Below are 23954 nucleotides of genomic sequence, written 5' to 3' on the forward strand. Positions count from 1 at the left end.
GGGCTTAATATCAAGATTTATGGCGAGCTTGGGACTTAAGCTTCTTTTCTATCTGTTCCCTTAACGGGTCATCCGGTGGGAGATTTTTTAAGGCCTTTTGATAGTGGTAAGTAGCCACCTTAAAGTCGCCCTTCAAGGTAAAATAACGCCCAAATTCGTAGTGGGCCCGACCTTCCTCTCCCAAATCCGAAAGGAGTTTCCCAAAATAAAAGTGGAATTGTGGGAAATCGGAAAGTTCGTCCTCGAGCTTCAAAAATTCTTCATGGGCCTTTTTCTTGAGTTTCAATTCCTGATAGGTCCGGGCAAGCAACCAGCGGGCCCGCACCTCTTCGGGATGGTATCGAAGATAGCCCTCTAAAACCTGAAGGGCTTCTTGATATCTACCGGCAGAAAAGTAAACCTCAGCCAAATCCAGGCGAAAGTAATCCTTTTCGGGGTAAACCGAAACCACGTAGAGCAACTCTTTGATGGCTTCCTTGAAGAATCTTCTTTTGGCCAATGCCATGCCTAGACCGTAATGAAGCAAGGGGTCTCTTGGAGAATACTTTAGGGCCTCTCGGTATCGGACTACCAGGGTTCCAGGATCATGAGTTATAACCTTGAGTCTTACCTGTATGCGACGAAGATAAAGAGGATCCGTCCGACGCCAGGGACGGGTTTTGTATTTCTCCACCACGGTCTCAAGATAAGTAAGCCGTTCCGGAGGGGCCGGATGAGTAAGAAGATAGTTGGGGCCATTCTGGGTAAGGAGCCACCGGTGTCGAACTATCTTGCTGAGAATAGTAAGAAAGGCTTGTGGATCGTAACCCGCGGCTATCAGATACTCAAAGCCCAGACGATCGGCTTCTTCTTCATCCGCTCGGCTATAAGAGAGCGCCCGAGTAAGGGCTAGAGCCGAACTCGTAGCCGCAATAGCCCCGCCAGCCTTACCGCCTCCCAAGAGAAGACCCGCGATGGTCACAGCTCCGGTGGCGATCTGAAGACGTTTCAAGGCCTCAAGTCTGCGGGCCACATGCCTGGCCTGTACGTGAGCAATCTCGTGGGCCATAACCGCTGCCAATTCATCCTCCCGGTCAACCTCTTCGATCAGACCAGAGGTAAAGAAGATATAACCTCCAGGTACCGCAAAGGCGTTGAGGCTGCTATCTCGGATGATGAAAAACTTGAACGGGAAATACTTTGGGCCTGCCTTTTCAAGCAGGTTCTGACCTATACGCTTCAAATAGGCGAGAACCTCCGGATCGTTTACCAGCTCGGCCTGGGCCCTAATTTCTGCGAGGATCTTTTTTCCTAAGATAGCCTCATCTTCAGGGGAGAGAACGGCCTTAGCCGGGGAAATGCGAACACCAAAAAGTAAAACTACCAGTAAAAAGAGCCAGAAGGTTCGTTTCATAACATAATTTTAAACTTTACCCTCAAAATAAAAAGAGGGGGCCGAAGCCCCCTCTTAGGTTTCCTCTCTCAAAGGGTATCTTTAGAACTCAGGCGGAGCGCCCGCGCCAGCCTTCTCTTCCTTCTTGGGTTTTTCGGCCACCATGGCCTCGGTAGTAAGGAGAAGACCGGCAATAGAGGCCGCATTCTGAAGGGCCGAACGACTTACCTTTTTGGGATCGATCACTCCGGACGCCAGGAGATCCTCGTACTCGCCCTTGGCGGCGTTGAAGCCCCGGGAACCATCTTCGGCCTTCACCTTTTCTACCACGATGGAACCCTCAAAACCGGCATTTTCCGCAATCTGACGAAGCGGCTCCTCCAGGGCCCGCATAATGATCTTGACACCATGTTTCTCGTCCCCTTCAACTTCATCAAGAAGCTTCTCAAGGGCAGGCAGGCAGCGGATAAAAGCCGTGCCACCTCCAGGGACAATACCCTCCTCTACCGCCGCCCGGGTAGCATTGAGGGCGTCTTCCACGCGAGCCTTCTTCTCTTTCATCTCAGTCTCGGTAGCCGCTCCCACATAGATCACCGCCACACCGCCCACGAGCTTGGCCAGACGCTCCTGAAGCTTCTCGCGGTCGTAATCCGAAGTAGTCTCCTCAATCTGGGCCCGGATCTGCTTCACACGGGCCTCAATGTCTTCTTTCTTACCGGCCCCATCAATGATGGTGGTATGTTCCTTGGTTACCACCACCCGACGGGCCCGACCGAGGTCCTTGAGTTGGGCGTTCTCAAGCTTGAGGCCCAGTTCCTCGGAGATCAGAGTTCCACCGGTGAGAATAGCAATGTCCTGGAGCATGGCTTTACGACGCTCACCGAAGCCCGGAGCCTTCACCGCACAGCACTGGAGTACCCCACGGAGTTTATTTACCACCAAGGTAGCGAGAGCCTCGCCCTCCACATCCTCGGCAATCACAAGAAGGGGCTTCCCGGAACGAACTACCTGCTCAAGGACCGGAAGGAGATCTTTCATAGAGCTGATCTTCTTGTCATGGATGAGGATATAAGGATCCTCAAGTACGCACTCCATCTTATCGGGATCGGTTACAAAGTAAGGAGAAATATAACCGCGGTCGAACTGCATACCTTCAACCACATCGAGGTAAGTCTCAAGGCTCTTGGACTCCTCAACCGTAATCACACCCTCTTTACCGACCTTGTCCATAGCGTCGGCAATAATATTCCCGATGGTCTCGTCGTTGTTAGCCGAAATGGTAGCTACCTGAGCGATCTCCTGACGATCCTTACAGGGTTTGGCGATCTTTTCGAGCTCCTTCACCACTACTTCCACAGCTTTGTCAATACCGCGCTTGAGGGCCATAGGATTGATACCAGCCGCCACCAGCTTGGTACCTTCACGAAAGATGCACTGAGCCAAAACGGTGGCCGTGGTGGTTCCATCACCAGCTACGTCACTAGTCTTAGAGGCCACCTCCTTGACCATCTGAGCACCCATGTTCTCGAACTTGTCCTCAAGTTCGATCTCCTTGGCCACCGTAACACCGTCCTTGGTGATGGTCGGAGAACCAAAGGTCTTTTCGATAACAACGTTACGGCCTTTAGGGCCCAGGGTCACCTTTACGGCATTGGCCAGTTTGTCTACACCCGCAAGGAGCTTTTCCCGAGCCTGCACATCGTAAATGATTTCCTTGGCCGCCATATCCTCACCTCCCTATTTGAATTTTTTGGATTTTTATTCCTCAATAATGGCAAGCACGTCGTCTTCACGCATAATCAGGTATTCTTCCCCTTTGATCTTGACCTCCGTCCCGGCGTATTTCCCAAAGAGGATCCGGTCGCCCTCTTTGACCGCCAGGGGCTGCCGCTGACCGTTCTCAAGAATTCGGCCATCTCCTACGGCAATTACCTTCCCCATTACAGGTTTCTCCTTGGCCGTGTCGGGAATAATAATTCCTGATTCAGTCTTCTCCTCCTCCTCCAGACGTTGAACCAGAATACGATCATGAAGCGGCTTGATCTTCATAGCAACCCCCTCCTTTAGAAATTTTTATTAGCACTCTCAAAGGTCGGTTGCTAATATAATCATTAAGAAGGGGAGTGCAAGAGGGGGTCAACGCCGGAAAAGGGCCCAAAAGAGCGCCAAGATAAAAAGTAGAAACGAGGCCCCTAAAAAAGAAGAAAAACTAAGTGGCAGATAGGGCAGAAGTTCTGGAGCGGTGACCGCCAGAAAGGAAGGCACCGAAAAATAGAGCAGAAAAAGAAGGATCTCTCCCACAACAAACACCTTGAGAAAGGTAGATAGTTGTTTTCGGAAAAGTCTTTTGGCCTCGAGTCTCTTCTTCTCCTGCTCTAAAGTTTCGATCAAACTGTGAATATTGGCAGCCTCTTTTAGAAGACTGCGGAATTCTTTGATCGGATCCTTGCCGAGGCGCTGCTCTAAGCGAAGCAAACGGTTACCGACCTCGCGTAATCTCTGATTGAACACGGATTCTCCATACTTATAGGGGTAGCTAGACCAATATCTCTTGAGTGCATGATATCGAGAAAAAAATTCCGATATCCGCTCTCGGATCTCCCGAATTTTCCGATAAGTGTATCCCTGAATCTCCAGACTCAATTCCATAGCCTCAAGGGCCGCCTTCTCAAGTTCGAAAAAGCAACCTTTATATATTTTCTCCCGAAAATTACTAAGCTGATCCTCAAGAGCAGAGAGTTCTTCTTCGGAAAGGAGTTGTTTCAGGCGATGAAGGCCATCTTCGGCCTTCCGGAGTGTCGTTAAAGCCTCGGCCTGTTTCTTCTCTATTCGGGAAAGCAATTCCTTTTCTAGCTCTTTACCAAAAAGCAAAAAGGCCGGCTCAAGGAACGCCAGAGTAAAAATCACCGGATGGCCAAGCAAGGGAGACAAGCGAAAAAGATCACGTTCGGTCCCTCCGAGATAAAAGGAAACCAAAAGTTTATGATAGGTAGCGGGCACCGCCGAATGGTCCTTCTTTAAGGCTTCGGCATAAAAACGCTCAGCAGAGACAAAATCTTTCTGCATCTCATAGATACGAGCTTTTAAGAGCAAAATGGAGGTCTGGACCAGCGGTGGGAGGTTTTCGGTCTTCACCTCTTCGAAATAGTAAAGGGCCCGTTCATAATCTTCCTGTAAGATCGCCAGATGACACAGTCCCAATCCTACCCGATAATCAGAAGGATCACCTGCGGCCAAGAACCTCTTTTCAGACTCCTTAAGGTTCCCGGTGTGAAGATTTTCCAAGGCTATGAGAAGATGACCTCCTTTGGTGGGAATCTCTTTCCCCAAACTGACCTGAGAAAAATGGGACCATTCCGGGACTTTGTAGTAAAGGATGCGCAGGAAGGCCGGCTGTAAGTAAAAGTATCGAGCGTAGAGTCCTTGAAGCTCCTTAGCGAAAAGTTCGCCTTTCAAAAGCCTTTGGGTGAGACTCTGCCCGAGGTCTTTCAAAGTCTGATAAAGATAGGCCTTTAAGGCCTTCCCGCTAACCATCTCTTTGAGTCCGGGGCAATCCGCATTACGATGCCAGGGCAGACCACAATAGAAACAAGGTCCCTTCTGCCCAACCCAAAGGAGATCTCTGGTTCTGAATAGGACCTCGGGATCAGCGGTTGTAGGCAAAATAACTTCGAGAAGATTTTGCCATGGTTTAATGGTTAACAAAAAGCCAAGTTTTTTAGAAGCCCTCTCTAAGGCTTCCTTCATGGAAGGACTTACATAAAGCTTCCCGGGTCTAAGCCAGGAAACATTGGCCTTTTCCGGAAGGAGGTTAAAGGGAAGAGGAGCTTCTCCAAGCTCCCTGCTAAAAGAGGACCTCAATTCCGAAAAGGTCTTATTCAGGGTGGCCAGATGCTCAGGGGCAAAATGAAAGAAATCACCTTCACGTCTCAGGTAGGCGGAGAGGTGTTTCAAGACCAGCGCTCGAAAATCGCGTTCTCTGCCGGGGAAGAGATAAGCCGCCAGCCTTTCATGGAAGAAAAAGCGCAATCTCTCATTCACTTTTTAAGCCCCCAGAGATAGAAAAAAAGCCCCAGGGTAATCGCAGCATCCGCAAGGTTGAAGGCTGGCCAATGATAGGGGCCGAGATGGAAGTCCAAAAAGTCAAAGACCGCTCCATGGGTAAACCGATCCCAGGCATTCCCTAGGGCTCCCCCAGCCACCATCCCCAAAGCTATTTGGCTGCCTCTTTTTTTTTCGGAACGCGCAAGCCATACTAAAACCACCAGCCCCACCAAGGCTAAACCTATAAAGACAAGCCGACCCTTTTCTCCAAAAGTGGCCAAAAGTCCAAAGGCCACGCCCGGATTGCGCACCTTAACCAAATTAAAAACCCCGGGGATGACCACCATTTTCCAAGGCAGGACCTTTGATAAAAGACTCTTAGAGAGTCCATCCAAGAAAACGACCACCAAAGCGGTAAGAAAAAAGATTCTCATTCCTTGAGCCTACCCTCTTCCTTGAGTCTTCGGACCACCTCCCGACAGCGGGAACAAAGGGCCGGATAATCCTCTAAGCTCCCCACCTCCGGTTTCCACTGCCAACAACGCTCGCATTTCTTTCCCGGCGCCCGTCGCACTAGAACCTTCAGCCCAGGGACCTCCTCGGCCTCCCAAAGGACTTCCTTTTCTCCAGGCTCGGGTAGGCTCTCCACCACCTTGAACGAGGATACAATGGCCAGGTATTCCCAGTAGGCGGGATCCGCAAAAATGGGACGCTTTTCCGCCGGAACCGCCGCCAGGACTTCGGCTTCAAGAGAACTCCTTATAAGCTTGGTTTCTTGCCGGGCCTTCTCAAGGGCCTTGGTGATCTCTCCCCTTATGAGAAGCCGCCTCTCCCAGGACTCAACAAATTCTTCGTCCGGCTCGGGCCAACTTATTTCGGGGAATGAAAGGAGGTGTACGCTCTCCGCTTCCCGTGGAAAAGGATAATATTGGTAGATATCCTCGGCCGTAAAGGAAAGAATAGGTGCCATGAGGCGCACCAAGGCCTCTAGGGCTTCATAAAGTATGGTTTGCGTAGCTCTTCGCAGTCGATCCTCAGGGTGGTCGCAGTAGAGCCGGTCTCGGTTGATGTCAATGGCCAGCGCCGAGAGTTCCACCACACAAAAGCGGTGTATCTCCTGGACTACAATATGAAATTGGTACTCCTCATACGCCCTGCGTACCCGTTTTATGAGTTGTCCAAGACGATAAAGAAGATACCGCTCAAATTCCGGAAGTTCTTCCCAGGGAACCCGATGTTTTTGAGGTTCAAAATCGCAGAGGACGCCTAAAAGATAGCGACAGGTATTACGGATTTTGCGATAGGCTTCCACCAGGCGCTTCAAGATCTCGTCTGAGAGTCTGATGTCCTCCCGATAGTCCTCGGAAGCTACCCAAAGTCGCAAGATCTCGGCCCCGTATTTTTTGATAATGTCCTGAGGATGGACCACGTTACCCAGGCTCTTTGACATCTTGCGCCCTTGACCGTCCACCACAAACCCGTGGGTAAGGACGGACTTGTATGGCGGCACACCTCGTGTGCCTACGGCACAAAGGAGGGAGCTTTGGAACCAGCCCCGGTGTTGGTCCGAACCCTCTAGATAAAGGTCCGCCGGAAAGGCCAGTTCCGGACGTCTCTCAAGCACGGCCGCGAAAGAGACCCCGGAATCGAACCAGACATCAAGTATATCTTCCTCCTTACGGAACTCTTCGTTTCCACAGACCGGACATCGCGTGCCTTCAGGCAAGAGTTCCTTCGGCTCCCGCTCGAACCAAAGATCCGTGCCCTCCTTCTCGAAGAGGGCCAAGACCTTTTGGTAATACTTTTCTTCCCTTAAAAGCTCGCCACATTTTTTACAGACAAAAACAGTAATAGGTACGCCCCAGGCCCGCTGACGCGAAAGACACCAATCCGGCCGTTTTTCCACCATCCCTCGAATACGCTCCCGTCCCCAGCGGGGGATCCAGGTTACTCGCTCTATAGCTTGCAGGGCTTTTTCTCTCAGGCCCGCCTCCTCCATGGAAATGAACCACTGCTCGGTGGCCCGAAAAATAACCGGTTTCTTGCACCGCCAGCAGTGAGGATAGCTGTGTTCTATCTCCGAGGCGTAAAGTAATCGCCCCTTTTCGCGAAGGACTTCGATAATCTCTTCATTGGCGGAAAAAATCTCCTTTCCACCGAAAAGGGGCATATCTTCTTCAAAATGGCCGGTATCATCCACCGGAGAATAAACCTCAAGACCGTATTTAAGACCGCTTTCGTAGTCCTCCTCACCGTGGCCGGGAGCAATGTGAACGCAACCGGTTCCGGCCTCAAGGGTCACGTAATCGGCCAGGATGAAAAGGGATTCCCGGTCGTAAAAGGGATGGCGAGCATGCCGACCCTCAAGCCTCCGGGGATCGAAACGGCAAAGGATCTCCGGAAGATCCCGGTCAAGCTCGGCACAAAGGGCCGAAAGGCGACCTTCAGCCAGCAGCAGAATCTCTTCGTCCCATTTCACCGCTACGTACTCAAATTCCGGGTTGAGCGCCACGGCCAAGTTGGCTGGAAGAGTCCAAGGAGTAGTAGTCCAAATAACCACTGAAACCGGGGCCTTAGGAAGATCCGGAAGGGCCGCCCGGGCATCCTCTGCCAGAGGAAACTTGACATAAATAGAAGGGGAACGGTGGTTTTCGTATTCCACTTCGGCCTCGGCCAGCGCCGTCACACAGTGTGTACACCAAAAAACCGGTTTTTTGCGGCGATAGACCTGTCCGGAAGCTAGAAACTTCACAAACTCCCTGGCGATGGTGGCCTCATATTCAGGGGTCATGGTGAGGTAGGGATTATCCCAGTCTCCTAGTACGCCCAGGCGTCGGAATTCCTCCCGCTGGATGTCTATAAAACGGTGGGCATAGGCCCGACAATTTTTACGAATTTCGTTTTTGGGAAGTTCTCCACGCCGAACACCCAGCTCCCGTTCCACATTGAGCTCGATGGGCAACCCGTGACAGTCCCAGCCCGGGACATAGGGGGCTCGATAGCCCATCATTCGCCGGCTCTTAAGGATTATGTCTTTCAAGACCTTGTTTAGGGCCGTGCCCATATGAATGTGTCCATTGGCGTAAGGGGGTCCATCGTGAAGCACGAAAACCGGCCCTTGGCGTTGATTAAGCCTCTCATAAAGCCCGATTTCCTCCCAGAACTTGAGAAACTCCGGCTCCCTCTCTGGGAGTTTACCTTTCATGGGAAAGTCCGTCTTCGGCAAATTGAGAGTCTCCTTCCAGTCCATAAATAAGCCCTCCTGCGCCTTCAAACTTGTTAATACTTAACCCACATACGCCTTCAATTTCAAGGAAATATCCGATTCTATAATAACACCGAATCCCTAAATTAAGGGGGGCTAAACTGAAATAAGAAAAGAAGTTAGTATTCCTCAGAAGGCCACATATCCGGAGTAAAACGTACTACCCGATTGCGCCCCATTTCTTTGGCCTTGTAAAGAGCCACATCCGCATACTTGATGGCTTCCCAAGCCCCCTGGGCATCAACTGGAAATTCACTTACCCCGATGGATATGGTTCGCTGCAAAACGCCTTTAGGAGTTTCAAACCTGTGAGCTTCTACAAGACTCCTTAACTTCTCTGCAATTTTGACACTTTCACCCTCTTTGACATCCACCAAAAGGATCAGGAACTCCTCGCCCCCAAATCTCACTACTAGATCGGAAGCCCTCACATTGGTTTTCAGAATCTGAGCCGTCTCCCTTAAGACCTTGTCGCCCACGTCGTGGCCATATTTGTCGTTTACGGACTTAAAGTAATCCAAGTCTGCCATAAGGATCCCAAGAACCGTGCCCCGGCGCAGAATTCCGGCCACTATATTATCCAAGGCCTCCTCAAGGAACCTACGATTGTAAAGTCCAGTCAAAGGATCTTTTAGGGTTTGCTCTTTAAGGGATTCAGCGTATCTTTTGGCCTCAATTACCGGTACTGCTTCTCGAATATATCTTTCAGCCAGCTTCAACTTTTCATGAATCTTTTTGGATTTCCTGGTCTCCTGGGTTTTGGGCAGAATGATTTGGGCCACCCCTACACATCGACCACCGCTCATGAAGGGCACACAGTAGTGCTCGGCTTCCTCTTTCCAAAGGAAAAGCCGACACACGCCGGGCTGCCCAATGGAACTCACCAAATGACCGGTCCTTTTGGCCCGACAAAGATCGGCATTAAAGAGTTTTTCGGAATTTACCTCTAGATCTGGATTCGAAAGTTGCATAATGCGCATGGAATTCTGGGAGTTTGAAACCTGATAAAAAGCAAAAGTCTTCAAATCAAGTTTTTCTTTAAAAACTTCGGCTAACCTTTCGTAAACTTCCTCTACAGTTTGATCCTCTTCGATAGTATGTTTAAATTGGGCTAGTTCTCCATAGCTACGAAGCAAATCTCTTACCGCCGACGAGAGACGACCTATCTCATCGTTAGCGTAATATTTCAGCTTGCAGCGTTCAGGATCATCCAAACACAAAGACTCTCCCTCGATAAGAAGCCTTTGAATTTGTGAAACAATGCGATCCAAAGGTCTTTTAACAATGAAAAAGAATGCTAAGGCCCCCCATATGAGGAAAAATCCCAAAATCAGGAAAAGCAAAATATAGAGATAGTCCGTTCTTTCAGAAAGATTCCTTAATTCCTTTTGTAAGATCTCTTCTTGGTTTATAGCCCATTTCAAAACCATATCCCAGTTTTTACGGACTTCAGGAATAGAAAAATTTTCGATTATGGCCTTCAGAGCCGCCTGAATCTCTTCGTCAGAAGCGGTTTTATAGATCTTTACTAGTTCTCGCCCATCCCTTTCATAGACTCCCCCTCTGAGGCCTATCCGGGCTAATTCTTTTATGGAAGCTTCCAAAAGCAGACGTTCGGCACTTTGAGAAGGGAGTTTTTCCCATTTTTCTAGCAATAAAAGGCCTTCTTGGGCCAAACTTTTATAAGCATAGAAGGGCGCTTCTTCTATATGTTTTCTTAAGTGGTTTAACCTTTCGTAAAAATAAAAGGCTATGAGGGTATTTATAAGAACACAGCTGCCAATTACAAAACCTATCTTCCAGAATAAACTTAAATCCAGAAGATACTTTAAGGGTTTAAGAATGTATTTCCTAAAATTTTCTGTCATAGATAAGTTTCTGAAAATTTTCATCCTCTATTAGCAAAATAGCTCCTAATAGTCAAGCCTTGGTGACAATATCAAGATAATTTCCGTTCAAAAGCCAAAACAAAGATTTCTCGACTTGAGGAACGGGTGCTTTTAGGACGAAACAATTTGATTCTCTTAAAATGTCTGGCGACCTCTTCTCTAAAAACCGGAAACCGCTCCCCCTCAAAGACCTTGACCATGAAAACTCCTTGAGGAGAAAGAAGTTCACAGGCTAATTCTAAGGCTCTTCGGGCCAAATGCAGGGAGCGAAAATGATCACCAGAACGATCTCCTGTAGTCTTGGGAGCCAGATCGCTCAAGACCGCATCATAGAAGTCCTTGGGAGAAAGCGCCCGTAATTCTTCGGAAGAAATCTCGAACACATCCTTTTGCAGGAAAACAAAATGGGCCGTTTTCAAAGACACTTGACCGAGATCCAAACCTACCACCAATCCTTTAGGTCCCACAATCTTTAGGGCATATTTGCTCCAGGCCCCCGGAGCACAGCCCAGATCAAGGACCACATCTCCGGGTTTAAGCAAGCGGTATTTGCTCTGGGCTTCCTTGAGCTTATAGACCGACCGGGCAGGGAAACCTTCCTGTTTGGCCTTGCGGGTATAATGATCCGCCCAAGGATTCTTCTTTTTCCGGGCCATAAGTTCAATCCTTACCAAGTTCCCTTGATCGCCTAGTGGCTGCCGATACGGCCTCCATAACTGCGCCGTGAAAACCCCGGTCGGCCAGGGCCTTGAGACCGGTGATGGTAGTCCCTCCAGGAGAGGTCACCATCGCTTTAAGGGCATAGGGGTCCTTTCCGGTCTCTTTCATGAGCTTGGCCGCCCCGAGCACGGTCTCAACCGCGAGCTTCTCCGCCACCTCCCTAGGGAGCCCCTCCTTGACGCCCCCATCCACTAGGGCCTCTATAAAGGCAAAAACGTAAGCCGGACCGCTTCCTGAAAGTCCGGTCACGGCGTCGAATAGAGTTTCCGGTAGCCTTACTACCTCTCCTAGGGCGGAAAAGATCTTCTCGGCAGTCTTCAGATCATCCTCGCTAGCCCCTGGGCCTTTACAGAGAGCGCTCACACCGGCCAGAACCAAGGCCGGCGTGTTGGGCATAACTCGCACGAGGCGAGCCCCTTCGCCCAAGAATTGGGTCATCTGCGAGAGGGTCACGCCTGCAGCGATTGATATCAAGAGGGGTTGGTGTTCCTCCACCTTCGTACGAATCTCAGAAAGTACCTGAGGAACGATTTGAGGTTTGACCGCCAGAATCACCACCGCGCATTTTTCAATAAGCTTGAGATTGTCAAATAAGACCTCAACTCCATATTTTTCGGCCAGAAAGGCCCTGCGGGACTCACTAGGCTCGGAAACCACCACTTCCTCTCCCTTAAAGACAGCAGCCGCAAGACCGCCTTTTATGATGGCTTCGGCCATCTGCCCCCCACCGATGAAGCCCACTTTCTCCATCCGAAACCTCCTCCACAAGGTCTCAAGTTAGTATACCACCTTTTTCCGATAATTATTTAGATGGCGGCCCTAATGACAATTTTCCTTCAATCCCCTGACTTCCATAAGACGGCCCCTCTTCAAAGTTACGGAGGAAATTTGCTGTGGTACCTCCCTTTGAAGGCCGCGAAGGACTTACTATGCTTGGTGCCGAGGGCGGGAGTCGAACCCGCACGGGGGTAAACCCCAGCGGATTTTGAGTCCGCCGCGTCTGCCAGTTCCGCCACCTCGGCTTATTCCAAATTTTAAAATTATAGCTCCCATTGCGCAAGCGGGGGATTGCAGCCTCACCAAAAGAATTATCTTTTGAATTAAAGCCCCAAGGTGTTATGTTAAATGCCTACAGATGTTAACCATAAAAAGGTTTAATACCCTCTCCAAGGAGCTCCTGGCGGCCCTGGTGGATCTTTACCAGGAAGCCTATCGGGATGATCCCACTTACGCTTACCGGGAGCGTAAACGAATAAAGAGTTACCTTAAATGGCTTCTGCGCCACGCGCGGGGTGGTTTTTTTGTAGCCTTTGAGAAAGAAAAACCCGTAGGGTTCCTCGCCCTTGAGGAAATGGCCCCGGCGCCGGAAATTCATGAGATCGTAGTTCTTCCGGAATTTAAAGGCCAACACCTGGCCGAAAAGCTCATGGCCGAGGCTCTCTCTTACCTTCAGGCCAAGGGTTATTCGCGGGTGGCCCTGTGGGTGGGCGAACATAATCTAAGGGCCCAACGGTTTTACGAAAAATTCGGTTTTAAAAAGATCGGAAAGGACGGGATCTGGATTCGCATGGAAAAGAATCTTCAGGAGAAAGACTTGACGAGTTCCCACAAAACTGCAAAGGCTTCTTCCACCTCGGAAAGAGAGATGGTCTCCTCCGGGGTATGACAGAGGGTCAAATCCCCCGGTCCGAAAACCACGGCTTGGGTACCAGCCGCTGCTAGATGGGCAGCGTCCGTCCAGCTGGGCATCCCGGAAAGAATGGCTTCTTTGCAAAGGGCCTTCCCAATAGCCCTTTCCAGGGCCACGACTATCCGAGAATTCTTATCAACATAGAAGGCCTCCGAAATATCCTTTATACGATAAGAAACCCAGGTGTATCTGTTTAACACGGCCTCAATGTCGGCGATAATACCCTTCAAGTCTTGTCCAGGAAGTATCCGGAACTCCAGTTCCAGTTCGGCCTTTTCGGGAACCCTTAAGAGCCCGTCCCCCCCGGAAAACTTTTCGATGTTGAGCCCTGCCGGCCCTACCAGAGGATGTTCCTCGTAGAGAAAGGACAATCTCTTAAGCTCTCCAATGAGCTCTATAGCCCGTTCAATGGCGTTTGCTCCCCGGTAAGCCAGGCTCCCGTGAACGGAACGCCCCCTGACTTCCACCTCAAATTCCACGGACCCCCCTTCGGCAATGGCCACGGTGAGACTGGTGGGTTCAAGGACCACCGCATAGGGAAACCGGTATTCCTCGGCCAGCTTTGCCGAACCTCGGCCCTCATTTTCCTCATCTACCAGAAAGGCCAGGGCCACCGGGGGCTTCAGGCCTTCGGCTACAAGCCTCTCAGCCAGAACCATAAGGAGGGCCACTCCGGCCTTGGCGTCGCACACCCCTACCCCGAAGAGGCGGTCTTCTTCGGCTTTAGGCGGGAAGAGCCCCAGAGATAAAGGAACGGTATCCACATGGGTAGCCAAAAGCAACTCCGGCTGCTCGGAAAAAGATACATAGAGATTGGGAGAACAGCCCGGAACTTCCTGAAGACGATAAGGAATTCGCAACCGGGAAAGGTAATCCCCTATAAAGCGAAGGACCGCCTCTTCTTTTCCACTTTCACTGGGAATAGAAGCCAGACTTAAAATAAGATCCTTAAAATAGGTCTTCATTTCCCTGGAGGCCCAAAAGTAATCAAAGGGCAATTACGACAGATATCTTCCCCCACAAGCCTAGGGCCTCCTAAGAAGGAAACCTTCCCCTCACGGGCTTTTTCCTCAAGGACTCTCAGTACGATCTTGAAGGCCTCGCCAGGAAAGGCCAAAATGAGCTCTCCTCTATCCATCTTTCCAGAAGAGAAGGCCCCCGGACAGGGGAAACTCATAACCGGATAACCCGTAAGGTAGGCCTTCACCATACTGCCACAGACCGCAGCGTTGGGATAGTGTGAAAGCGGAATTTCCGTCAATCCAGCCCCATAAAGATAAAAATCCAGAAGATGGGCGGCCTGCAGGGTATCCACCACCATGAGAACGACCTCTGGGTCCCGATAGGCCTTGGCAAGCGGCACAAATCCGAAGCCCCTAAACTCTCCCTCTTTTAGACGAGGCCTTTCCCGATAGAGTCTTTCCGCAGCCTCCGGCTGCAGAAACTTATGTAGAGTCTTCATGACGTTCTGTTCCCGATAGGGAAACCCCACCACAAAGGCCGCCGTCTGACAATGAAGATTCTCAGGAAGAAGGAGGAGGCTCTCCCCAACCTCCCTTACATGGGCCAGATACTGGCAGATGGAGAGCCGGTTTTTGGGCCGAGCCTCCGGCCGAAACTCTTCGTCTCCCCGGAGGAAAAAGACCGCTACGGGATCGTGATAGAGCCTCAGGGTCTTTAAAAGAAGTTCGGCGGCCTCATCCCAGCGCATTAGCCCACCTCCGCTCCGCAAGCTATTTCTCCCTCTGGAACAATAAGTTTAAGTCCCTGGGCGTCCTTGGCCGCAAGGACCATTCCCTGGGAAACCACACCCCGGATCTTGGCTGGCTTGAGGTTGGCCACCAAAACTATCTTCTTGCCCACCAGAGTCTCCGGCGGATAGTATTCCGCAATACCGGCTACCACCGTCCTCTCCTCTGGGCACTTTACAGTCAGCTTGAGCAACCGATCCGTGCCCGGAACCCTTTCGGCGGCCACTACTTCGGCCACCCGCAAATCCCATTTCTTGAACTCCTCAATGGGATAAGTCTTATCTTCCACGGTGGTTTCCTCCTTAGTTTTTTCGGATTCCGCTTTAAAGTCTGGCATCTCTAGCCTTGGAAAAAGGACTTTCCCCCTCTGGGTCTTTCCTCCGGGAGCAAGTAGGCCCCAGCTAAGGGCCCTTTCGAAGCGCAATTCTTCTTCCGGTGAAAGGCCAAGATTTATCAGGATCTTTTCCGAGGCCTTCGGCATCACCGGCGAAAAGGCCACCGAGAGAACCCGCAAGGCCTCAAGCAAGGTATAGAGTACCCGGGCAAGTCTTTCCTTGCGGCCTTCCTTGTTCAGCTGCCAAGGTGCCTGACGATCGATGTACTGATTGGCCGCCCCCACGGCCTCGGAAAGGGCCCCGAGCGCCCGATGGAATCGGAAGCCCTCCATCTCGCGGTCATAAGTTTTTACGGCTGAAAGGATGGTCTCTCGGAGCGCACGATCCTCGGGGACCTCCTCACCGGGTTCAGGCACTTCGCCCCCGAAATATTTTTTTACCATGGTAAGCGTCCGATAAACCAAGTTTCCGAAGTCGTTAGCCAGCTCGGCGTTTAGGCGTCGAATTAGGGCCTCCTCGCTGAACTCGGCGTCGTAGCCGAAGGCCATCTCCCGCAGAAGGAAATATCGCACCTGATCTGCACCGTAGCGAGCTACCAAATCGTCCGGACGTACCACATTCCCGAGGCTCTTGGACATCTTGGCCTGGTTGAGATTCCAGTAACCGTGGACATGAAGCCGTTTGAAGATCGGAAGTCCGATAGCCCGGAGCATGATGGGCCAGTAAAGGGCGTGGGGTTTCAAGATGTCCTTAGCGATAATGTGTTCGGCCGAGGCCCACCACTTCTGCCAGTTCGGATCCTCGGGGTAACCAATCCCGGAAAGGTAGTTGAGTAGAGCATCAAACCAGACGTAGGTCACGTATTCGGAATCAAAGGGGAATTCTATCCCCCAGGAAAGGCGACTCTTGGGACGTGAGATGCAGAGACGATCCAAAGGATCTCTCAGGAGCCCTAAAACCTCCTCCCGATAGTGGGGAGGCTGAATGAGATCCGGATTTGCCTTCAGATAATCCCTAAGCCAGTCCTGATACTTGGAGAGATCAAAGAAGTAATTACTTTCTTTAAGCGGCGTTGGAGGGATTTTGTGATCTGGGCACTTTCCGTCTTCGAGCTCCTTTTCGGTGAGGAAACGTTCGCAGCCAAAACAATAAAGCCCTTCGTATTCACCAAAGGAAATATCTCCCTGATCGTAAAGTTTCTGGAGAACTAGCTGGACCACCTTTTGGTGATAGGGTTCGGTAGTACGAATAAAACGGGAGTAATTAATATGTAATATGGGCCAAGTTTCTCGAAACTTTTGGGAGATCCGATCAACGTATTCTTTGGGGGTAAGGCCCTGGGCTTTGGCAGCCTTGACGATCTTGTCACCGTGTTCATCAGTCCCAGTAAGGAAGAAGACCTCTTCGCCTTTGAGGCGCTTGAACCGGGCCACTACATCCGCTACCACCGTGGTGTAGGCGTGCCCCAGGTGAGGCTCGGCGTTTACGTAATAGATAGGGGTAGTCACGTAAAAGGCCATCAGTTCTCGCCTCCGGCCGAAAGGATTTCCTTGAGTTCCTCTACCGGGATTTCTACCTCCCGCCCTTCCTGATTTTCAAGCACAATGGTGCGTCGAAAAATATTGTAACGCACCACCCGACAGGGGCCCACCGGGGTCTGAAGCTTTTTGCCAATCTTTGGAAGACTTCGAGAAAGTTCCTCATAGATATGATATTCATAGAGCAGACAACAGAGGAGCCTACCACAAAGACCGGAAATCTTGTTAGGATCAAGGGGAAGGCTTTGTTCCTTGGCCATTTTGATGGAAACCGGAGCAAATTCTTTAAGGAAGGCCGCACAGCAAATCTCTCGGCCGCAGCAGCCGAGGCCTCCATGCAAGCCGGCCTCGTTCCGCACTCCTATCTGACGCATCTCAATCCTGGTCCGCAGGGCCCGGACCAACTGCTTTACCAATTCTCGGAAGTCGATCCGACCCTCAGCAGTATAATAGAAAATGACCTTGCTCCGATCAAAAAGCCGCTCCACCCGGGTAAGTTTCATCTCTAGGCCCAGCTCCTCGGCAAACTGCCGACAAAAACTCTCGGCCTTTTTCTCGAATTCCAGATTTTCCCGGTATTGCTTGATTTCCTTTTGATTGGCAAGTCGCAAAACTCGTGGAAGAGTGCCAGGTTTCAAAGGTAAAGATAGACTATAAGAGACGGTCCTCAAGACCTCCTTCCTTTTCTCCGGGAAAGAAACCAAGACATAACTGCCTGGTCGGATCCTAAAGGAAGACTCTACATGCAGCCCCGGATATCCCTCTCTTAAAACCGCTTCCGTTACGAAATACCCCTTTTCGGAACGGCGTTTTTTCATGAATCATGAAATTAATCCCAAAAAACCTCTTTGTTAAGAGCAACTTTTAAGACCGATATCTTCGGATATAATCGATTTCATGAAAAAATGGAAACAGATACTTCGCATCCTCTTCATCCTAGATCTAGAAGATGGCCGTCTAAATCTCTTTGAATCCTTCCCGTTCATCAAACGTTTCTTTTACAACCGTAAATATTTCGCATGGATTCGGACTTTTGGAGACTTGGTTTTCGTAATTCTTATCCTTCTGGGGCTTTTGGGGCCTCAAGATCCCCAGCGAAATGTAATGCTTTTCCTGGCCTGGGGTATCTGGTGGACCAGCGTGGTCCTTTCCTGGTTTTTCGTAGGCCGAATGTGGTGTGCCTTTTGTCCCTTTCCAGGACTCGGAAGGCTACTTCAAAACCTGGGACTCTCCCGTTTCAAAAACCCTCCCAAATGGCTGACCTGCAAAGGCCTACATTTGGCCACGGCTCTCTTCTTTCTCATCATATGGGCCGAAACTGTTACCGACATGAAACACTCTCCTTTCTTGACGGCTCTTTTGCTGCTTTCCATCGTTCTGGGAGCTACGCTTATGGGAGTCCTGTACCGAGGCTACACTTGGTGCCGCTATCTGTGCCCTTTTGGAAAAATCACCGGTTCCGCAGCCACTATGGCTCTTACCGAGTTTCGGTCCGACTACGAAAAATGCAAGGATTGTAAGACCTTCTCTTGCCGACGGGGCAGGGATAAGATCCGTCCCTGTCCAGTTTTTTTAGGGGCTTACCACGCTAAAAACAATCTAGTCTGCCTGGTTTGCGGACACTGCCTTATCCTGTGCGAGAGAGATTCACCGGCTCTTTATCTTCGTCATCCTCTGCGGGAACAGATCATCAACAAGGGACGCTACATTACCTGCGGCTATGTTATTCCCCTCCTTATGGGCTCTCAGTTGGCCCGTTTCATTTATGAAACCCCTTACTTCACCTGGTTCGAAAATCTTCTCGGTTTCGGTAAGGCCGTCACCTTCACTTTCCTGTTCGCTGTAGGGACCTTGTTCTTCATAGAACTTATTAAAGGAGGTTCCATTCTTTTTACTTACTATGAGGACGAGCTTTTTGGACGCTTTTCGCCTATGGTTCCGGTAGTTATGCCTTTGGCTTTCACCGGAGAGCTCGTCTATCGCCTTCGATATTTTCTCGAGGAATTGGGCAACTTTTTACCTACCCTTGGAAGACAATTCCATATTTCCTTCTTGATTTCCTATCAATTCGAAGTCCCTCCTTTTTGGATAAAAACAATTTCCTATTTTCTAATCTTTTTGGGCCTTACCGGCGGATTCTATGTAGCTTGGTATTTTTACAAAAAAGAATTTGAAGGCTTAGTGCCTTTTAAAAATTACCTTTTTATCAATCTTCTACTCGTTTTTTGCGGAGGCCTCTACCTTTTCTTCCAGCCTTAAAAAACAACCTCTATGAAACCCCTTCATTTTATAAATAAAATCAATTTGACCATAGATTCTGTCTATTTATAATGGCCCCTAAAAAACCTAAAAAAGGAGGTGCTAGGATGAAAAGGTGGGTAGGGTTGTTGTTAGGTTTGTTTTTGTTGGTAGCTTTCCCTTTCACCAATGCCAAGGCCGAGGGCTCACATTGGGTTATAGTTATCTCTACCAAGGAGAAAGAGACGGCCTGGAACGCTCTCAGGGTAGCCGACTTCGCTTTGAAGCAAGGGGCCAAGGTCTCTGTTTTCTTATTGGGTGAGGGAGTTAAGGCCTCGGTAATAGAAGATGAGACCTTCAATGTAAAGAAGGCCCTTGAACATTTTGTTAAAGAAGGAGGTAAGGTTTATGCTTGCAGAGCGTGCCTGAAGATTCACCATTTAAAACCTACTGAAACCTGCCCGGTTGGAACACGAAAGATCCTTTATGATCTAATCTCGCAGGCAGACCGCATTTTAACCTTTTAATTTAAGTTCTACCTCTGAAAATCGGTGGGGCACGTCGCGAAGACTCTTCAAGAAGCCTTCTATTACCCCCCAAAGGGCCCGTCTTACGTAACGGCTTAGCCCCACCGGCCTTCCATCCACCAGAAGCCCAACTTCAGGCTCGAAGACTCGATAGAACCTTTCCAAAATAAAGTTCGCAATCCCTTCAATATCCTGAAGGTCAAAAACCGGTATCGACACTTGGGGTTTGAAGTCCGAAACCAGGGCCACCACCCCCGGAACTTCTTCCAACAGGAGTCTTTGAGAAACCTCCTTGCGAGCTACTTCTATCTTGGGGAGAAAGGCTAGGCTTTTGAAGCCTTCCGCAATTACTAAGGCGCAATCCGAAAAGTTGCGAAATATGAAAGACCAAAATTCCGTTTCCCGGGGCTGAGCCTCCCGATAAACAACGATTTCCTCTTGGGCCCATAAAGCTACGGGATTAGCCCCCGCGGCCCGATAGCGGAAGGTGTCCGTCCCGGGTTGGTCGGTCTCTCCCCTTTGCTCTTTGGTAGATTTGATCACCCCAATCTTGAGACCTTTGGCCTTTAGAACTTCGACAACTTTAACGACAAGGGTGGTCTTTCCTACAGCATGCGGACCGATAAAAGAAACTACCGGAACCAAGGCCTCTTATTCTCCGAAACGAAAGCTCTCCCCGGGTGAAAGAACCTTAACCAAGACCTCAAGGCCGGCCTCAGAAAGGGCCTTCTCTAAAGCCTCCGGCGTCCCGGTAAGGAGGGGGAAGGTACCATAGTGCATGGGAATGACCACTTTGGGTTTAAGAAGCTCACAGGCTTTGGCGGCCTCTCTTGGCCCCATTACGTAGTGACTCCCTATAGGGAGCAGGACCACTTCAGGCCGGTAAAGTTCTCTGATCAGCACCAGGTCGTAAAAGAGCCCAGTATCTCCGGCATGATATAGAGTCCGACCGTCTTCCATCTCCACTATAAACCCGCAGGCATCTCCACCGTAGCTTCCATCCTGGAAGGAAGAACTGTGCACGGCCTGCACCATAGTGATCTTGAGCCCCCGGGTCTCGTAAGTACCACCGATGTTCATACCGGTAACCTTGGGAAGACCCCTGGCCATGAGATACTGCTGGATCTCATGGATGGCCACCACCTCCGTAGCTGCCGTACGGGCGATCTCAAGCACGTCCCCTAAGTGATCCCCGTGGGCGTGCGTGATGAGGATCAAATCATAAGGTCCCCGATCAACCTCAGAAGGTGCTTTGGGATTGGAAAGCCAGGGATCGATAAGAATTTTTACCCCACGAGGAGTTACGACCTTGAAGGTAGCGTGCCCGTAGAAGGTTATCTGCATCTTTTTTCTCTACAAAATAAAAGTGGAGCGGGAAACGGGACTCGAACCCGCGACCTCCACCTTGGCAAGGTGGCGCTCTACCACCTGAGCTATTCCCGCTCCGTTGTCTATAAAATTAAAATCCTCGGAGCTCTCCTGTCAAGCCCTTAGAGACACTCCGCGAGCTTAAGCAAGCGCTCGTATTCCGCATCTACCCTCTGCTGAATGGCCCGGATCTGCTCCTCGGCGAGATGCCGGAAACGACGCTGACGCTTCAAATATTCCTCCACCGGTTTCGGTTTCGTAATCTTACGGGTGATATAGTACTTACCCTCGATGACCTCGTAAAGCGGAAATATCCTGGTTTCCACGGCAAGCTTTGCCAACATAATGGACTCTTCGCCTTTAGTCCCCCAACCCGTAGGACAGGGAGCAAAAATATGCACGTAAGCCGGCCCATCTACCAAAGCGGCCTTCTTCACCTTATTCATGAGATCCAGGAAGAAGGCTGGGGTAGCCGTGGCCACATAGGGAATACCATGAGCCGCAGCAATGGCCGGCACGTTTTTCTTCCAGGTCATCTGTCCGAAGGACTTTTCCCCCGGAGGACTGGTGGTTGTCATAGCCCCATAAGGGGTACAACTCGAACGCTGGACTCCGGTGTTCATGTAAGCCTCGTTATCAAGGCAGATGTAAACGAAGTCATGACCCCGTTCAAGCGCCCCGGAAAGGGCTTGGAGACCGATATCGGCCGTGCCTCCGTCTCCAGCGAAGACCACCACATCCACCCGTCTGTTTTTGGGAAAACGTCCCTTTCTCTTTAAGGCTTTTAAAGCCGACTCTACTCCAGAGGCCACCGCAGCTGCATTCTCAAAGGCAATGTGGATCCAAGGCACCCGCCAAGAGGTGTAAGGAAAAGGACTGGAGATGATCTCCATGCAACCGGTGGCACTCACCGCAATGACATTCATTCCCAAGGCCTTTAATGCCAGCCTCAATGCTAAGACCTCTCCACACCCCTGACAGGCTCGGTGTCCAGGAGCAAAAGGTTCTTCTTTAGGAAGATTCTTAGCGCTAAACCCTTTGAATTTGGCTAGTTCCTTCAGCATGGCTCTACTCCTTTACCCCGATCATTTCATAGGGTTCTTTGGGCTTCTTCTTCATGTAAAAGTAAGCCTTATCGGCCATTTCCTCGAAATCTTCAACGGTTACATCTCGTCCACCGAGCCCAGCAATGAAGTTCACTACCCGAGGGCGTCCCGGAACCTGATAGAGGGCCGAACGGGCCTCCACCGCCACCGGTCCCCCGGTAGCCCCAATCGAAAGGGCCCGGTCAATTACGGCTAGCATCTTCACGCCCTTAACGGCCTTCACAAAATCCTTGAGAGGGAAAGGCCGCCAAAGCCTGATCCGCACAAGACCTACTTTCTTTCCGGCTTCCCGCATCTTGTCCACCGCAGTCATCGCGGTTTCGGCCAGCGACCCCATGATGAGAAGCGCTACTTCGGCGTCTTCCATCCGATAGGTCTCAACAGGATTGTAACGGCGCCCGAAGATCCTTTCGAACTCGTCCCAGGCCTTGACGACAACCTTATAGGCGTTCTTGAAGGCCTCGTCCTGGGCCTTCTTGGCCTCTATATAAATCTCGGGAATCCCCACCGGCCCCATGCTTATGGGCTTACGGGGGTCAAGTTTGTATTTAGGCTTGAAGGGCGGAAGATACTGATCTACCAACTCCTGATCCGGAAGCTCGATGGGCTCGATCATGTGGCTAAGATTGAAGCCGTCGATGTTCACGATAAACGGGAACATCACCCGGCGATCCTCTGCCACGCGAAAGGCATGATAAACCAAATCTACAGCTTCCTGACCGTTTTCGGCAAAGGTCTGGATCCAACCGATATCTCGTTCGGCCATAATGTCGCTGTGGTCGTTCCAAATACTGATGGGGGCTGAAAGAGCTCGATTGGCCACCACCATGACCACCGGAAGCCTCAGGGCCGGGGCAATGAAAAGGATTTCATGCATAAGAGCCAATCCCTGAGCACTGGTGGAGGTAAAAGTACGAGCCCCGGTGGCCACCGAACCCAAACAGGCGCTCATGGCCGAATGCTCGGATTCCACGGTGACATATTCGGCATCAAGCTCCCCACTGGCCACCAATTCACTTAGATGTTCCACAATATGGGTCTGGGGCGTGATAGGATAGGCCGCAATCACATCGACCTTACATTGTTTCACAGCTTCGGCGATGGCTATGGACACTTCTTTGGCTATGCGCTTACCCATGATTAAACCTCCTCTACCACCATGGTAATGGCCCCCTTGGGACAAATGTTGGCACAGATCCCACACCCTTTACAGTAGGTGAGATCCACAATGTAATACCCTTCCTCATCAGCTTCATAGGCCGGCTCTGGGCACATGATGTAGCACTGACCGCACTTGATACACTTTTCTTTGTCCAATACCGGACGAAAGGACCTCCAGTCGCCGGTCTTGAATTTCACGGAATTTCCCGGCTCAAGGATATAGCACCCGAAGGGGACCTCTTTCCAGCTCATAAGGGCAGTGTCTTTTCCTTTAGGCATGGCTCCTCTCCTTCTACTAATAGATCTTGGTTTCTTTAACGGCCCGGGCCATGGCCTTCTTATTCTTTTCTGCCAGACGCCCGAACCTCTCCGTTAAGGCCTCCTCAAGATAATCCCGATCCACCAGACCGGTAGCCTTGAGGAAAGCCCCCAGCATGGTGGTGTTGGTAATGGGAAGACCAAGTTCCTCTAGCGCAATTTTGGTGGCATCCACCACGGCAAGTTTCCCCTGCCAGCCCCCGAGCATCTCCCGTAAAGTTTTTTCATCCTTGTTGGAGTTTACGATCACCAAGCCGGACTCTTTGAGACCCGCAGTGACCTTAACGATGGCCGGAAGCGAAGGGTCAAGCACCAGGATAACATCCGGAGCGTAGATTTTTTCCCGGGTCCGTATGGGGTCCTCGCTCACCCTGACGAAGGCCATCACCGGGGCCCCACGTCTTTCAGGGCCAAAGCTAGGGAAAGCCTGTGCGTATTTCCCCTGATTGATGGCGGCTACGGCAATGAGTTCGGCCGAAGTAACCGCCCCCTGACCTCCTCTACCGTGAAGTCTTACCTCTATCATCTTCCCTCTCCTTTTTTGGCGGGTATGTCAATGACTTAGAACCCTATTTACATACATCTGAAGATCTGTCAACAACATCGTTAAGGCCCTCCTCTTTACATTCCGG

General features: G+C 50.6%; 22 protein-coding genes and 2 tRNA genes. 3 read left to right on the top strand and 21 right to left on the bottom strand.

The window, feature by feature from the left end:
• Positions 1–10: 10 nt before the first annotated feature.
• From TDIS_RS00630 to TDIS_RS00675, 10 genes are all read right to left on the bottom strand, one after another.
• A complete protein-coding gene (locus TDIS_RS00630; protein WP_068668253.1) occupies positions 11–1393 on the bottom strand; it encodes a M48 family metallopeptidase in 1383 nt (460 codons plus the stop codon).
• 81 nt (positions 1394–1474) lie between these two features.
• Complete coding sequence (groL, locus tag TDIS_RS00635) at positions 1475–3097, bottom strand: chaperonin GroEL (RefSeq protein ID WP_068668255.1); 1623 nt, start codon at positions 3095–3097, stop codon at positions 1475–1477.
• Between the two features lie 33 nt (positions 3098–3130).
• Positions 3131–3421 (bottom strand): co-chaperone GroES, encoded by a 291-nt coding sequence (gene groES / locus TDIS_RS00640; protein WP_068668257.1) that lies wholly within the window; start codon positions 3419–3421, stop codon positions 3131–3133.
• An 87-nt stretch (positions 3422–3508) separates the two neighbouring features.
• Positions 3509–5413 carry a hypothetical protein gene (locus tag TDIS_RS00645; RefSeq protein ID WP_068668259.1) on the bottom strand — a complete coding sequence of 635 codons (1905 nt, stop codon included), beginning with the start codon at positions 5411–5413 and terminating at the stop codon, positions 3509–3511.
• On the bottom strand, positions 5410–5850 hold the full coding sequence (gene lspA, locus TDIS_RS00650; protein ID WP_068668261.1) for a signal peptidase II: 441 nt from the start codon (positions 5848–5850) through the stop codon (positions 5410–5412). Before lspA ends, TDIS_RS00645 begins: the two co-directional genes overlap by 4 nt.
• Positions 5847–8666 carry an isoleucine--tRNA ligase gene (gene ileS, locus TDIS_RS00655; RefSeq protein ID WP_068668264.1) on the bottom strand — a complete coding sequence of 940 codons (2820 nt, stop codon included), beginning with the start codon at positions 8664–8666 and terminating at the stop codon, positions 5847–5849. The genes lspA and ileS overlap by 4 nt, the downstream gene beginning before the upstream one ends.
• Positions 8667–8800: 134 nt before the next feature.
• Positions 8801–10336: a sensor domain-containing diguanylate cyclase gene (locus tag TDIS_RS00660; protein WP_161939448.1), complete on the bottom strand. Its 1536-nt coding sequence runs from the start codon at positions 10334–10336 to the stop codon at positions 8801–8803.
• Between the two features lie 284 nt (positions 10337–10620).
• Entirely contained in the window at positions 10621–11226 is a 606-nt protein-coding gene (locus tag TDIS_RS00665; RefSeq protein WP_068668794.1) for an SAM-dependent methyltransferase, read from the bottom strand.
• A 4-nt stretch (positions 11227–11230) separates the two neighbouring features.
• Positions 11231–12040: a pyrroline-5-carboxylate reductase gene (gene proC, locus TDIS_RS00670; protein ID WP_068668268.1), complete on the bottom strand. Its 810-nt coding sequence runs from the start codon at positions 12038–12040 to the stop codon at positions 11231–11233.
• A 184-nt stretch (positions 12041–12224) separates the two neighbouring features.
• A tRNA-Leu gene (locus tag TDIS_RS00675) sits at positions 12225–12312 on the bottom strand.
• 113 nt (positions 12313–12425) lie between these two features.
• Here TDIS_RS00675 and TDIS_RS00680 point away from each other — a divergent pair.
• Positions 12426–12956: a GNAT family N-acetyltransferase gene (locus TDIS_RS00680; protein ID WP_068668271.1), complete on the top strand. Its 531-nt coding sequence runs from the start codon at positions 12426–12428 to the stop codon at positions 12954–12956.
• Here TDIS_RS00680 and TDIS_RS00685 read toward each other — a convergent pair.
• The 4 genes from TDIS_RS00685 to TDIS_RS00700 are packed head-to-tail and all read right to left on the bottom strand — an operon-like array spanning position 12872 to position 17422.
• Complete coding sequence (locus TDIS_RS00685; RefSeq protein WP_153303709.1) at positions 12872–13945, bottom strand: M20 family metallopeptidase; 1074 nt, start codon at positions 13943–13945, stop codon at positions 12872–12874. The two genes, TDIS_RS00680 and TDIS_RS00685, sit on opposite strands and share 85 nt — an antisense overlap.
• Positions 13942–14691, bottom strand: coding sequence for a DUF169 domain-containing protein (locus TDIS_RS00690; RefSeq protein ID WP_068668275.1), 750 nt, complete (start codon positions 14689–14691; stop codon positions 13942–13944). The genes TDIS_RS00685 and TDIS_RS00690 overlap by 4 nt, the downstream gene beginning before the upstream one ends.
• Positions 14691–16586 (bottom strand): methionine--tRNA ligase, encoded by a 1896-nt coding sequence (gene metG / locus TDIS_RS00695; RefSeq protein ID WP_068668278.1) that lies wholly within the window; start codon positions 16584–16586, stop codon positions 14691–14693. The genes TDIS_RS00690 and metG overlap by 1 nt, the downstream gene beginning before the upstream one ends.
• Positions 16586–17422, bottom strand: coding sequence for a PSP1 domain-containing protein (locus TDIS_RS00700; protein WP_068668280.1), 837 nt, complete (start codon positions 17420–17422; stop codon positions 16586–16588). Before TDIS_RS00700 ends, metG begins: the two co-directional genes overlap by 1 nt.
• A gap of 79 nt (positions 17423–17501) precedes the next feature.
• On the opposite strand from TDIS_RS00700, the gene TDIS_RS00705 reads away from it, so the two are divergent.
• Positions 17502–18863 (top strand): 4Fe-4S binding protein, encoded by a 1362-nt coding sequence (locus tag TDIS_RS00705; protein ID WP_068668282.1) that lies wholly within the window; start codon positions 17502–17504, stop codon positions 18861–18863.
• Positions 18864–18970: 107 nt separating this feature from the next.
• On the top strand, positions 18971–19369 hold the full coding sequence (locus TDIS_RS00710) for a DsrE family protein (protein WP_161939449.1): 399 nt from the start codon (positions 18971–18973) through the stop codon (positions 19367–19369).
• Here TDIS_RS00710 and mobB read toward each other — a convergent pair.
• From mobB to TDIS_RS00745, 7 genes are all read right to left on the bottom strand, one after another.
• Positions 19358–20014, bottom strand: coding sequence for a molybdopterin-guanine dinucleotide biosynthesis protein B (gene mobB, locus TDIS_RS00715; protein WP_068668284.1), 657 nt, complete (start codon positions 20012–20014; stop codon positions 19358–19360). The two genes, TDIS_RS00710 and mobB, sit on opposite strands and share 12 nt — an antisense overlap.
• A 6-nt stretch (positions 20015–20020) precedes the next feature.
• Positions 20021–20713: a metal-dependent hydrolase gene (locus TDIS_RS00720; protein WP_068668286.1), complete on the bottom strand. Its 693-nt coding sequence runs from the start codon at positions 20711–20713 to the stop codon at positions 20021–20023.
• A 23-nt stretch (positions 20714–20736) separates the two neighbouring features.
• Positions 20737–20812: transfer RNA gene (locus tag TDIS_RS00725), tRNA-Gly, on the bottom strand.
• Positions 20813–20859: 47 nt separating this feature from the next.
• Positions 20860–21801: a pyruvate synthase subunit PorB gene (gene porB / locus TDIS_RS00730; RefSeq protein ID WP_068668288.1), complete on the bottom strand. Its 942-nt coding sequence runs from the start codon at positions 21799–21801 to the stop codon at positions 20860–20862.
• A 4-nt stretch (positions 21802–21805) separates the two neighbouring features.
• The gene (porA, locus tag TDIS_RS00735) at positions 21806–22981 is read right to left on the bottom strand and encodes a pyruvate ferredoxin oxidoreductase (protein ID WP_068668290.1); all 1176 of its coding nucleotides are present in this window, start codon (positions 22979–22981) and stop codon (positions 21806–21808) included.
• A 2-nt stretch (positions 22982–22983) separates the two neighbouring features.
• On the bottom strand, positions 22984–23283 hold the full coding sequence (locus TDIS_RS00740; protein WP_084270876.1) for a 4Fe-4S binding protein: 300 nt from the start codon (positions 23281–23283) through the stop codon (positions 22984–22986).
• 16 nt (positions 23284–23299) lie between these two features.
• Positions 23300–23848 (bottom strand): pyruvate ferredoxin oxidoreductase subunit gamma, encoded by a 549-nt coding sequence (locus TDIS_RS00745; RefSeq protein WP_068668292.1) that lies wholly within the window; start codon positions 23846–23848, stop codon positions 23300–23302.
• Between the last annotated feature and the right edge of the window lie 106 nt (positions 23849–23954).

Origin of the sequence: Thermosulfurimonas dismutans, from assembly GCF_001652585.1 — a bacterium.
Lineage (GTDB): Bacteria > Desulfobacterota > Thermodesulfobacteria > Thermodesulfobacteriales > Thermodesulfobacteriaceae > Thermosulfurimonas > Thermosulfurimonas dismutans.